Source organism: Vibrio sp. NH-7 (assembly GCF_053643215.1).
On the sequence record NZ_CM132187.1, the window covers coordinates 408,471 to 420,893 of the forward strand.

Annotated in this window: 9 protein-coding genes; 4 read left to right on the forward strand and 5 right to left on the reverse strand. The window is 45.1% G+C overall.

All coding sequences use genetic code 11. The features are described 5' to 3' along the window. Positions 1-45 precede the first annotated feature (45 nt). Positions 46-741: an oxidative stress defense protein gene (locus tag ACUALS_RS02160; protein WP_454448763.1), complete on the forward strand. Its 696-nt coding sequence runs from the start codon at positions 46-48 to the stop codon at positions 739-741. 98 nt (positions 742-839) lie between these two features. Further along, the gene (locus ACUALS_RS02165) at positions 840-2,720 is read left to right on the forward strand and encodes a diguanylate cyclase (protein WP_454448764.1); all 1,881 of its coding nucleotides are present in this window, start codon (positions 840-842) and stop codon (positions 2,718-2,720) included. Between the two features lie 41 nt (positions 2,721-2,761). On the opposite strand, the gene ACUALS_RS02170 is transcribed toward ACUALS_RS02165, so the two are convergent. Both ACUALS_RS02170 and pykF read right to left on the reverse strand, forming a co-directional pair. Then, positions 2,762-3,385 carry a GntR family transcriptional regulator gene (locus tag ACUALS_RS02170; RefSeq protein ID WP_038137932.1) on the reverse strand — a complete coding sequence of 208 codons (624 nt, stop codon included), beginning with the start codon at positions 3,383-3,385 and terminating at the stop codon, positions 2,762-2,764. A 211-nt stretch (positions 3,386-3,596) separates the two neighbouring features. Then, positions 3,597-5,009: a pyruvate kinase PykF gene (pykF, locus tag ACUALS_RS02175; protein WP_038137789.1), complete on the reverse strand. Its 1,413-nt coding sequence runs from the start codon at positions 5,007-5,009 to the stop codon at positions 3,597-3,599. A gap of 432 nt (positions 5,010-5,441) precedes the next feature. On the opposite strand from pykF, the gene ACUALS_RS02180 reads away from it, so the two are divergent. Both ACUALS_RS02180 and glmS read left to right on the forward strand, forming a co-directional pair. After that, positions 5,442-6,203 carry a DeoR/GlpR family DNA-binding transcription regulator gene (locus ACUALS_RS02180; protein ID WP_005475142.1) on the forward strand — a complete coding sequence of 254 codons (762 nt, stop codon included), beginning with the start codon at positions 5,442-5,444 and terminating at the stop codon, positions 6,201-6,203. 83 nt (positions 6,204-6,286) lie between these two features. Next, the gene (gene glmS / locus ACUALS_RS02185; protein WP_454448765.1) at positions 6,287-8,119 is read left to right on the forward strand and encodes a glutamine--fructose-6-phosphate transaminase (isomerizing); all 1,833 of its coding nucleotides are present in this window, start codon (positions 6,287-6,289) and stop codon (positions 8,117-8,119) included. Positions 8,120-8,265: 146 nt separating this feature from the next. Here glmS and ACUALS_RS02190 read toward each other — a convergent pair whose 3' ends face one another. From ACUALS_RS02190 to ACUALS_RS02200, 3 genes are all read right to left on the reverse strand, one after another. Further along, a complete protein-coding gene (locus ACUALS_RS02190) occupies positions 8,266-8,796 on the reverse strand; it encodes an MltR family transcriptional regulator (protein WP_005475233.1) in 531 nt (176 codons plus the stop codon). A gap of 61 nt (positions 8,797-8,857) precedes the next feature. Further along, a complete protein-coding gene (locus ACUALS_RS02195) occupies positions 8,858-10,006 on the reverse strand; it encodes a mannitol-1-phosphate 5-dehydrogenase (RefSeq protein ID WP_331399878.1) in 1,149 nt (382 codons plus the stop codon). Positions 10,007-10,119: 113 nt separating this feature from the next. After that, a complete protein-coding gene (locus ACUALS_RS02200) occupies positions 10,120-12,072 on the reverse strand; it encodes a PTS mannitol transporter subunit IICBA (RefSeq protein WP_454448766.1) in 1,953 nt (650 codons plus the stop codon). Positions 12,073-12,423: the final 351 nt, after the last annotated feature.

Consider the following 12,423-nt stretch of genomic DNA (forward strand, 5'->3'; position numbering starts at 1 on the left):
CCTTACCTATGATGTAGTCAGTTAATCCGATAGGGCAATTTTAGTATGAAAGTGATTCCTTCCGTTGTTGCGCTTCTTTCATTGGCAACGTTAAGCACAAGCGTGTTAGCGAATACGCCAGATTTTCCTCATCTTGTGACCACAGGTTACGGTGAGGTCGTTGCTAAACCCGATATGGCTCAGTTCACTACTAGAGTAGTGGAAACCACTATGACGGCTGAGCAGTCCAAACAAGCCGTTGATAAAGTGGTTTCCGACTTTCTTACGGCACTCAAAGCACAAGGCGTGGAAGGAGAGAGTATCACCAGCTCCAACCTCTATATTTCTCCCCAATACCACTACCCCAAAAATGGTAAACCCGAGTTGGTCGGTTACCGCGCGAGTCGCACGATCAATGTGACAGTGAATGATCTGGATAAGTTGAATCAGTACTTAGATACGGCTCTAAATGCAGGTATTAATCAGGTCGACAATATCCAACTTCAAGTCAAAGACCCGGGTAAATATCAAGATCAAGCCAGAATGGCAGCGATCAAAGATGCCAACAATAAGGCAGATTTTCTCGCTGAAGGGTTTGATAAAGAGATCAAAGGTGTCTGGCGTGTTGATTACAACATGCCAAGCTCTCAGCCAGTATTAATGCGATCGATGGCGATGGACGCAAAAACGGAGTCCAATACCTATCAAGACTCAACCATTGTGATTCGCGATAGAGTCGATGTTACCTATCAGTTGGACTGATTAAGCCGATATTTGTTGGTGAAACTTGGTGCAAACTTTAATCCACTCTCTGGTAAGTGGTATACTGATCAGCCAGAAGATGAGGAGTAGTGGTTGCAATGCGTCGTAAATATGTTTTCTCGTATTTATTAGCCACTACGCTTACATTTACGTTGATAGTAACCACTTACTACTTCCAAAAGTTCCATCAGCTAAAAGATCAAGTTATTGATCAAACTGCAAGGCAAGCGGCTCATCAGCTCGCATACAGTGAGCGTGAATATCTCTCTTTCCGCAGTCAATTCCTTTCCATTATTGAGCTTCTTTCTCACAGTCGAAACCTCTACGACTATGTGCAGGATCCTTCCGATGAAAACAAACGCGTAGTGGAAGAAGTGTGGCGCTCTGTTGCCTTGAATCAGCGCTGGTACACTCAGATTCGCTATGTCGATTTGCAGGGCAACGAGCAAGTACAAATTAACTACTACCAAGGAAATGAACAGGTAGAAGTCGCTGAAACACTGTATAACGTATCGCAGCGGGACTATTTTCAGTTTGCTTCGCAGCTAAAAGAGAACCAAGTTGGGGCATCAGAAATCGATCTGCAACGTGAAGGCGGCAACATCAGCGTGCCTTATCAACCGACGTTGAGGTTGTTCACTCCTGTATTTGTCGATGGGGTGAAATATGGCTATTTGGTGGTCAATATTGATGTTTGGTATCTGGCTTCGCGGCTTAACTACTCACCTGATGAAATTTTCAGACCTGAACTGATTGGAGAGAACGGCTTTTATCTTGCTAGTGGGAATCAGAGCAAGCTGTTTGGGGATTTAATAGAAAGCAGGCAACACTACAATTTAGCTAAAGAGCTGCCAACGGCTTGGAGTGCCATGAAGGACGAATCTTCGGGTTATTTGATTGAGAATGGTACCTTAGTGGTTTACAACGGTATTTCATTGACCCCGCACCAGAAGCTCTACTTAGTGATCCAAATGGGGCCTGAACAGCTCGAAGCCTTGGCTAATCGTGACGTCAGTGAACTTGTTCAGCAAGCCATCTTGGTTATCCTTTTGATGCTGGCTTTTGTTGTGCCTGCGACTTGGTTGGTGATGCACTACCGAAAACGCAGTATTGAAAGTCAACTCGCGAGAGCCGCACTCAGTGGGATGTCTGCTGTGATCATCTCTGACAGAAATCACCGTACCATAATGGTTAACGATGAGTTTGTGCAATTGACAGGATTAACTCACTCTTCGGTTACCTCAAAAAATACGTTGGCTAAACTACTCGGCGATAAACAACTCGAGTTGATGCTAGAGATATTTGAACACGTTGCTCGTGACCATTACTGGCAAGGCGAAGTGCTCTTTTCAAAACCCAATAGCGATGAAGAGGTGACCGCAATACTCAGAATTCAGAGCGTGTTGTCGAAGTCTGGTCGCGTGAGTTACTACATTAGCTCATTGGTTGATATTACCGAGCGTAAGAAGCTTGAAGAGCGGCTGCGAATTCTGAGTGAAAAAGATGAACTCACCCAGCTTTGGAACCGACGCAAATTTGAATCTGAGCTGAGTAAATATGCGAAGTTGGTTGACCGCTATCCTCGCCAGACGACATGTTTAGCACTGCTGGATATCGACCACTTCAAGCGTGTTAATGATCAGCAAGGTCATGACGAAGGCGATCGCGTAATCAAACGCGTCGGCGTAATATTGCAAGATACGCTGCGAGATACTGACTTCGTTGCGCGAATTGGTGGCGAGGAGTTTGCGGTGATCTTACCGCATACCAGTCTTGCTGAAGCCGAAATGGCATTGAATCGACTGCGTGTTGCCGTTGAGATTGCGGCGGACCTTTCTGTCACGATCAGTGCAGGGGTGACGGATTTGCTTGCGGACAGAACGCGCAGTTATAAGTGTGCCGATATCGCGCTGTACGAATCTAAGACATTGGGGCGCAATTTAGTCTCTGTTTGTAGCTCTTCAGAAGAAGTGGCATAAAAAATCGAGCTTAAGTGCTCGATTTTTTATAGTTGATTTGATTACGCAGCTTGCTCAATCGCGCCTTGAATATGTGACATTGAGCGATTTAGATGATGCTCAAACACTTCCGTTGCTTTTTGAGTTTCTTTAGAAAGTACTAGCTTCATGATGCTTTCGTATTCATCGATGTTGAACATCTCTGAGCTTGAACCATTGGCCAACGCAAAATAGCGATAGCGTTTGATTTGATTGATTAGATCAGTGAAAAAGTTCAGCATTTGCTTCGAAGTCGCCCCTTCAAGTAACGAAACATGGAATTGATGCTGACGTTCCTCCCATTCAGACCAATCAAAGGTTTCTTGCACGTTTTTGATGCGAGAAAGTTTATGGAAAGAGGTCAAGACTTGCAGCTCCCAGTTCTCATCACCATGTTCAATCGCCTGCTTTAATAGCGCCGCCGCGACAAAACGTAGGCTTTGGTAGAGGTCGGTTAGCTCTTCGACGGTCACGGCCGCAACCCAACAACCTTTTTGAGGTTCAAGGTTGACGTAGTTACTCCAAGATAACTGAACTAAGGCTTCACGGATAGGAGATGCGCCAACGTTGTATTTGGCTTTGAGGTCTGCAACGACGAGTTTTTGTCCAGGTTTAAGTTCACCGCTTAAAATATCCAGATAAATCATCTTGGCGACTTTATCTGTCAATGTTGGGCTAGGCACAATCCAATCCTCACTCACTGATAATACTGATATACAACTAATTCCATTTAACGGTATGAAGTACCGCTAGTTGAATTTGATAATACAGCGTACCGAATATTGGAGCAAGCAGAATATATAAAAAAAAGAGGGCGTTAGCCCTCTTTTTATCAAATGGTAAGAAAGTACTAGATTCTTATAGAACGTGTACTGACGCTGTGTTTGTTGTGCCTGAAGCAACTAGAGCACCAGAAACCATAACCACGATATCGCCTTTTTTACCTAAACCAGATTCTAGAGCAAGCTCTTTACCTGCTACGTAGAATGCGTCAGTGCTGTCGATTGACTCAACAACTACTGGAGTAACACCTTTAGTTAGAACTAGCTGTGCAGCAGTCTTAGTGTTAGTTGTTAGTGCTAGGATGTTTGCTGTTGGGAAGTACTTACGTACTGAACGTGCAGACTTACCACCTTCAGTTGCAACAACGATAAGTGGAGCAGCTAGTTTCTCAGCTGTGTCTACTGCGCCTTTACACACTGCTTCAGTGATGCGTAGACGTGGGCTGTCTAGACGAGAACCTAGCTCAGCTTTTAGAGCTGAATCAGTACGGTTCGCGATTTGAGCCATGATAGTTACTGCTTCAACTGGGTACTTACCTTTAGCAGTTTCACCAGAAAGCATTACTGCGTCAGTACCGTCCATTACAGCGTTAGCAACGTCGCCTGCTTCCGCACGAGTAGGGCGTGGGTTGTTGATCATAGAATCAAGCATTTGAGTTGCAGTGATAACCATCTTACGTGCACGGTTACACTTCTCGATCATCATCTTCTGAGCAAAGATTACTTCTTCAGCTGGGATTTCAACACCTAGGTCACCACGAGCAACCATGATGCCGTCAGAAAGCTCTAGGATCTCGTCGAAGTTATCAACACCTTCTTGGTTTTCGATCTTAGAGATGATGTGGATGTTCTCGCCGCCGTTTGCAGCAAGTACTTCACGGATTTCTTGAACGTCAGAAGCTTTACGGATGAAAGAAGCTGCTACGAAGTCAACGCCTTGCTCACAACCGAATTTAAGGTCGTTCTTATCTTTTTCAGATAGTGCAGGTAGGTTTACAGAAACGCCAGGAAGGTTAACACCTTTGTTTTCGCCTAGAGCACCGTTGTTAAGAACTTTACATTTAACTTCAGTGTCAGTTGTTGCGATCACTTCCATTTCGATTAGACCGTCGTCTACTAGGATAGTGTTACCAACGTTTAGGTCAGCCGCAAAGCCAGCGTAAGTCACAGCAACTTTGTCTTTGTTACCCACAACTGAGATGTCAGTTGTGAATGTGAATTCTTGACCAGCTACTAGATCAACGTCGTCGCCGTTTTCTAGTTTGATCGTACGGATTTCAGGACCTTTAGTGTCTAGAAGGATTGCAAGTTGCTTACCAGACTCTTCCATCACTTTGCGGAAGTTCGCGATACGAGTGCCGTGCTCTTCGTAGTCACCGTGAGAGAAGTTCAGGCGCATTACGTTCATGCCTGCGTTTACTAGCTCAGTTAGCTTCTCTACAGATTCAGTTTTAGGGCCAATCGTACATACGATTTTGGTCTTTTTCATGGAAGATACTCTCCGGTCAATAATAGTTACAATTTGAAAGTTGTTAATCTTGTGGAAGTCTCAACAGTTTACCGAGCATTTTGTGCCTGCTTTTTACAGGTAAACCGACAAAATTCATGTGACTTCAAAACTGAAAGTCTTTCACCAAGTTTAGTCATTTTCTGACCAATCTGGTGCGCTATTATTCAGCATTTATGTGACTAACCTAGGATATACGCAGTTAGTTGCAAAAAAATAACGTTCAATTCTGTAATTTTTTTTCTTTTAGGTGGCGCATTCTACCACCGAATGATTTCAATATCACTGCTTAAGAATTGTCTTAGGACAAGGTTTTATCGCTATTTATTAATTTTTTGGATCGAAATAAATGGACTTAAATCTTTCGACTTGACTATAATAACTTTCACTTCGAAACCTTAAAGTAATCAATAAATGTCGAAACGAAACACTCAGCTAAGAAGACACGCGATTTCCAATTTGGTGAATGAGAAAGGTGAGGTCAGTGTTGAAGAGCTATCGGTTCAGTTTTCAACTTCTGAAGTCACGATACGAAAGGATCTTGCTTCTCTTGAAAAAAATGGTCAGTTACTGCGTCGTTACGGTGGCGCGATTGCATTACCAAAAGAAGTGGTCAACGACGAATTGAGCCAACATGTTTCGATTCGTAAGAATGAACTTGCTGAAGCAGCCGCTAAATTGATCCGTGAACACAATCGCATAGTAATCGATAGTGGCAGCACGACGGGGGCATTGATTAAGCAACTCGATGGAATGCGTGGCCTTGTGGTGATGACCAATTCGCTTACCGTGGCAAATGCGCTGAATGAACTCGAGAGTGAACCCACTTTGCTGATGACTGGCGGAACATGGGATGCGCACTCGGAGTCGTTTCAGGGGCAAGTCGCCGAATCTGTTCTAAGATCGTATGACTTCGACCAACTCTTTATTGGGGCTGATGGCGTTGACTTGGAGCGCGGTACTACGACTTTTAATGAGTTAGTCGGCTTAAGCAAAGTGATGGCAGAAGTGTCACGAGAAGTCATTGTTATGGTCGAATCTGAAAAGATCGGCCGAAAGATCCCCAACTTGGAACTGGCTTGGGACAGCGTCGATATTTTAATTACTAACAAAGATTTAGAACCAGAATCTAAGCAAGTTATTGAGTCGCATGGCGTCACAGTGATTTGCGCTTAAAGCAAAAATTATCAACAAATATTAACCGATCCGCTTTTGGCTTTGCTTGTTGCCACTCGGAAAATTAAATTGGAGTTACCATTATGTGTGGAATCGTCGGTGCTGTTGCACAACGAGATGTCGCTGAAATTTTAGTAGAAGGATTACGTCGCTTAGAGTACCGCGGTTATGATTCGGCAGGGGTTGCGATCGTTGATAACGAATCGAGCCTGACGCGTATTCGTCGCCTTGGTAAAGTACAAGAGCTCGCGGATGCCGTCGATTCAGCGCAAGTTGTGGGTGGAACAGGTATTGCTCACACTCGCTGGGCAACACACGGCGAACCTTCAGAAGTGAACGCACACCCACACATGTCAGGTGACATCGCAGTGGTACATAACGGCATCATCGAAAACCACGAAGAGCTACGTGAATTGCTGCAATCTCGCGGTTACGTATTTGAATCTCAAACCGATACGGAAGTTATCGCTCACATGGTTGAGTGGGAACTTCGCACGTCAGAAACACTGCTTGAAGCGGTACAAAAAACAGCAAAACAACTGGAAGGTGCATACGGCACGGTAGCGCTGGATCGTAACGATCCTTCCCGCATTGTTGTTGCTCGTTCTGGTAGCCCAATCGTGATTGGTTTTGGTGTGGGTGAAAATTTCCTGGCATCTGACCAACTTGCGCTACTGAACGTAACACGCCGTTTCATGTACCTCGAAGAAGGTGATGTTGCTGAGATCACTCGTCGTGAAGTAACAGTATTTGATGCAACAGGTGAGCGTGTAGAACGTGAAATCACGGAATCAAACGCTGAGCACGATGCGGGTGACAAAGGTCAGTACCGTCACTTCATGCAGAAAGAGATCTACGAGCAACCAACGGCGCTGATCAACACCATGGAAGGTCGCCTTACTGCGGATTCTGTTGTTACAGAAGCTATTGGTGTGAACGCGACAGAAATTCTAAGCAAAGTTGAGCATGTGCAGATCGTGGCATGTGGTACGTCTTACAATGCAGGTATGACAGCGCGTTACTGGTTTGAAGACATTGCTGGCGTGAGCTGTGACGTAGAAATCGCGTCTGAATTCCGTTACCGCAAGTTTGTGACGCGTCCAAACAGCCTATTGATCACGCTTTCTCAATCTGGTGAAACCGCCGATACGTTAGCAGCGCTTCGCCTAGCAAAAGAGAAAGGTTACATGGCGGCAATGACCATCTGTAACGTAGCGGGCTCTTCTTTGGTTCGTGAGTCTGACTTTGCATTTATGACTCGCGCGGGTGTGGAAATCGGTGTGGCATCAACCAAAGCCTTCACCACTCAGCTTTCTGCACTACTGATGCTGGTAACTGCTCTTGGTAAGCAACAAAACCGCATCAGCAAAGAGAAAGAAAAAGAGATCGTAGAAGCGCTTCACGCTCTACCGAAGCAAATCAATGCAGCGCTCTCTTTCGAAAAAGAGATCGAAGCACTCGCACCGGACTTTGCTGATAAGCACCACACACTATTCCTAGGTCGTGGCGAGTTCTACCCAATCGCGATGGAAGCGTCTCTAAAACTGAAAGAGATCTCTTACATTCACGCTGAAGCGTACGCAGCGGGTGAACTGAAACACGGTCCTTTAGCGTTGATCGATGCAGATATGCCAGTAGTGGTTGTTGCACCAAGCAACGATCTTCTAGAGAAGCTGAAATCAAACGTTGAAGAAGTACGTGCTCGCGGTGGTCTGCTATATGTATTTGCCGATGTGGACGCAGGCTTCGAAGGTGATGAAACGATGAAGATCATCACTATGCCACACGTGAGTGAGATCACAGCAGCGATCTACTACACCATCCCAATGCAGCTACTGTCTTACTACGTAGCATTGATCAAAGGTACGGATGTAGACCAACCTCGTAACCTAGCGAAAGCGGTAACGGTTGAGTAATCGCGATATAACTCGATTTAGCCGAGGCTTTGTCCTCGGCTTTTTTGTCTCTGGGGAAAATGAATCAAGTGCTTAGGAGATATGTTTGAGGTTATTGACTGCTGTGATTTATCGGTTTGCTAGAGGCGTTGCGATAGGAATTGGCGTTAGAATGGGCTCTCTTTGTTGAGTTCGTTACAAATCTCAACAATCGCAAGTGAGAGCCCTGATTTTATGATCTGCTGCTGTCGTTGCAGTTGAAGTTGATAAAACTCGAGGTCAATGTCGTCGTCAGGTTCGGTCACTTCCAACTGAACCATTCCCATTTTACTTGCCAAGTTGAGCTTCTTAATCGGTTCTAACACGTTTGGATCGGTGAATTCATAATCGGAGGTATCACTGTTTAACGTGTTCTTTATTTTGATTATGTCTTCGATGTCGTGATAAACCTGGTTGGGAAGTACCCCTAAACCAAAAAGTAGTTTTAGGCGGACAGAAAGATCACCAAGTGGACCTGTGTCATGGAGTAATGGACCAACCACAGATTGCACAGCGAAGTTATCTTTTTGGAAAATTCTCTGCATTAATGCGTCGATCGACTCATTAAATACGTCAACGGTAGCGATAAAAAAACCGCGTACCGAAGGGGCGCTATTTAATCGTTCGATAATCTCGGTTTCATTAATAGTGTCTACCATATACTGAACTAAATTGCTGTTAGTGAGGGAGGAGTCCGCAAACCCCTCCTTGAATGTTTTATTATAATGTTTCGAAAATGGATTCGATGTTTGCCACTTCGAGACTCTCTTCCGCTAGCCCAGTGTATTTTGCTAGCGTCTGCTTCACACCCACTTCTTTTAATGAGGTTTGCAGTTCTACTGCTTGTGGGTCGGTGTCGTTAGTGTACTTCAACGCAGCGGCAATGCCTTTCAAAAGTGTTTGATTTTCAGTGCCATACTCAATTGTACCGAGTAACGGCTTCACTAATCTATCGTTAGCACCCAATTTACGAATTGGTTGACGGCCGACACGGTCAACTTCATCGACTAAGAATGGGTTGGCGAAACGACCTAGGATCTTTTCGATGTACGCATTGTGCATGTCGCGATCAAAGCCGTAGCGTTTGATCAGTACTTCTCCACTTTCTTGCATCGCCTGTTTCACTTCAGCGTGAATGCTTGGATCTTCAATCGCTTCACGAATGGTGCGATGGCCTTTCAAGCAACCTAGGTAAGCGGTAATGCAGTGACCTGTATTGAGTGTGAACAGCTTACGCTCTACAAACGCCATTAGGTTGTTGGTTTTTTCCATGCCTGCGATGTCAGGGATTTCGCCCTTGAATTGCTGTTCATCCACAATCCATTCGCTAAAGCTTTCTACCGTCACTTCTAGTGGATCATCGTTCGCCGCTTCTGCTGGTGGCACGATGCGGTCTACCGCTGAATCGACAAAGCCAACGAGCTCGTCTGCTTTTGCGTGCAATGATTCATCCAAGTGTTTGTACACTTCACCTTTTAGGTGTGTGGTGCCACGAACCATGTTTTCACACGCGATGATGTTCAATGGTTTATCGTTACCTGCTGCAAAGCGCTTAGCAATGCCGGTCGCGATGGTTTTTGCAATGATGTCCAGTACGTTAGGGCCCACTGCTGTTGTTACCAACTCGGTTTTTACAATGCGGTCGATGACATCTTCACTGGCTGAGTTAACTGCGGTGACGTGAGTTACTGTGTCGATTTGGCACTCAGTACCGACCACTTTTACTTTGTATTCTTGCTTGTGGCTCAGCTGATCGACGAGTGGTGCATCAACGTCTGCAAATGTCACCTCGACTTCTGCGTCTGCTAATAGTTTACCGATGAAGCCACGACCAATGTTACCTGCGCCAAAATGAACTGCGTTTTTCATAGTTCTTACCTACCAATGTCTGAAATGTTGACTAAACGAATTTAGGGTGAGGCCAACCGCATAGGGGGTGACAGCTGACCTCGGTTTGCTCAGGAGCAAATTAAAGGGAGTGATTAAGCCGCTTGCTGGCCGCCAAGGATGTTTAGAATCTCTTCCACATCGTTGGTGCTGGTTAGCTTTTCAATCGACTCCGGCTCATCGAGCGCGTTGGTAATGGTGGTAATCACCTGGATGTGCTCATCGTTCTTAGCGGCAATGCCGATAACCAGTTTCGCTACATCATCGTCGTCTTCAGTAAATTGGATACCCGATGGGTATTGGCAGATTACAATGCCGGTTTTCTTCACGCGGTCTTTCGCTTCTACCGTGCCGTGAGGTACTGCTATAGATTCGCCTAGGTAAGTGGGAACCAATGCTTCACGTTCAAACATCGCGTCTACGTATTCTGGTTCTGCGTAGCCAAGTTCAACCAATTTGTTGCCTGCAAAGCGAATGGCTTCTTCTTTATTGGCTGCTTTCAAACCTAGGTGAATGTTCTCACGCTGGATTTGGAATACCGATGGTTGTTGTGGCTCAAAGCTGTCGTCGTTCGCCGCCATGACGGACACTTTTACCATCTGGTCGTCATTGGCTGCGGATTGGTTTTGTGCTGCTAGTAGTTTGGTGACTAGCTGGTTGTACATTTCGCTGTCTAGGAAGTTCGTCAATGAAATGTGGTGTGCGTTTGGAGCATGCTTACGTGCACGATCCGTTAAGTCTTTATGAGTAATCACGATATCTGCACTCTCTGGTAAGCTGTTAATGGCAAGGTTGGTTACGTGGATGTTCAGACCTGCGTCTTGAACCTTTTTGCGTAGCATACTCGCGCCCATTGCACTCGAGCCCATGCCCGCATCACAAGCGACAATGATGCTTTGTACTGTCGCGAGATCTACGTCACCTTTGCTTTGGCTGTTTACCACCGCATCGTTTTTAGATGCAGATTTCATGTCTTTCATTTGTGATGTTGCTTTCTCTAGTGCAGCTTCATCACCGTCTTCTTCTGTTGACGTTTGCGTCTTCATTAGTAGTGCTGCTACGGCGAATGACACACCTGTTGCTGCTGCGATAGATGCGAGTACACCTACGATTGAGCCTTTCTGAGTCATCAACAAGATTGCAAAGATTGAACCTGGTGATGCTGGAGAAACGATACCTGCGTTAAAGATAGTTAGAACGAATACGCCAGTCATACCACCAGCAATAGCTGCAAGGATTAGACGAGGGTTCATTAGGATGTATGGGAAGTAAATTTCGTGGATCCCGCCGAAGAAGTGGATGATTGATGCACCACCTGCTGTTTGACGAGCTGTACCCTTACCAAACACCATGTACGTTAGAAGGATACCTAGACCAGGACCTGGGTTTGCTTCGATTAGGAAGAAGATCGATTGACCAGCTTCAGAAGCTTGTTGAATACCCAGTGGAGAGAAAATTCCGTGGTTGATCGCGTTATTTAGGAACAGGATCTTTGCTGGTTCAACAAAAATAGAGGTTAAAGGCAGTAAGTGCGCTGACACCAGGAAGTTTACGCCAGCAGCCAAGCCGCCAGATAACACTTTGACAAATGGCCCGATAAAGAAGAAAGCGAGGATCGCACACGCCATGCCGATGATGCCGGCAGAGAAGTTGTTGACCAACATTTCAAAGCCGCTTTTTACTTTACCGTCGATGTAGTTATCGAATTTCTTGATAGCCCAGCCGCCCATCGGGCCAACCATCATCGCACCCATAAACATTGGGATGTCGGTACCGACAATGACACCCATTGTTGTGATTGCGCCGACGACCGCACCGCGATCGCCGCCAACTAATTTACCACCGGTGTAACCGATAAGTAGTGGCAGCAAGTAGGTAATCATAGGACCAACCATAGAGGCTAACGTTTCGTTAGGTAGCCATCCAGTTGGGATAAATAGAGCAGTGATAAAGCCCCACGCGATAAACGCGCCGATGTTAGGCATTACCATGTTAGATAGAAAACGACCAAAATTTTGTATCTTGATCTTAGCATCTGGTGATATCATAACAGTTCCCCGTTCGATGTTCTGATGAATATTGTAGTAGTACGGTTCGCCAAAACCGCTTGATTGCTTAGTTCTCAATCAATTTACCACACAAATTCATTCTGGAACTGACGACGGGTTTTTTGTGATCACCACCTCGTAAACACCTACCTCCAACGTATTTCTTCGTGATTTTCGTCTCGTTTTTACAACGTAATTTTAATACAAATTTTAAACTTTAAATTTGTCAATAAAAATTAAATAACTAAGATCTCATTTTAAAAATTTGAAAATTTAAATATATGGTGATCTAAATCACCTTTATTGTTTTTGTTTTTATCGAATAAACTTAAAGTGAGATTTTTATCACGT

What these genes read in the sequence shown, in the direction of transcription:
- ACUALS_RS02160 (WP_454448763.1), top strand. Translation starts at nt 46, where the DNA reads ATGAAAGTGATTCCTTCCGTTGTTGCGCTTCTTTCATTGGCAACGTTA.
- ACUALS_RS02165 (WP_454448764.1), top strand. Translation starts at nt 840, where the DNA reads ATGCGTCGTAAATATGTTTTCTCGTATTTATTAGCCACTACGCTTACA.
- ACUALS_RS02170 (WP_038137932.1), bottom strand. Translation starts at nt 3,385, where the DNA reads ATGATTTATCTGGATATTTTAAGCGGTGAACTTAAACCTGGACAAAAA.
- pykF (WP_038137789.1), bottom strand. Translation starts at nt 5,009, where the DNA reads ATGAAAAAGACCAAAATCGTATGTACGATTGGCCCTAAAACTGAATCT.
- ACUALS_RS02180 (WP_005475142.1), top strand. Translation starts at nt 5,442, where the DNA reads ATGTCGAAACGAAACACTCAGCTAAGAAGACACGCGATTTCCAATTTG.
- glmS (WP_454448765.1), top strand. Translation starts at nt 6,287, where the DNA reads ATGTGTGGAATCGTCGGTGCTGTTGCACAACGAGATGTCGCTGAAATT.
- ACUALS_RS02190 (WP_005475233.1), bottom strand. Translation starts at nt 8,796, where the DNA reads ATGGTAGACACTATTAATGAAACCGAGATTATCGAACGATTAAATAGC.
- ACUALS_RS02195 (WP_331399878.1), bottom strand. Translation starts at nt 10,006, where the DNA reads ATGAAAAACGCAGTTCATTTTGGCGCAGGTAACATTGGTCGTGGCTTC.
- ACUALS_RS02200 (WP_454448766.1), bottom strand. Translation starts at nt 12,072, where the DNA reads ATGATATCACCAGATGCTAAGATCAAGATACAAAATTTTGGTCGTTTT.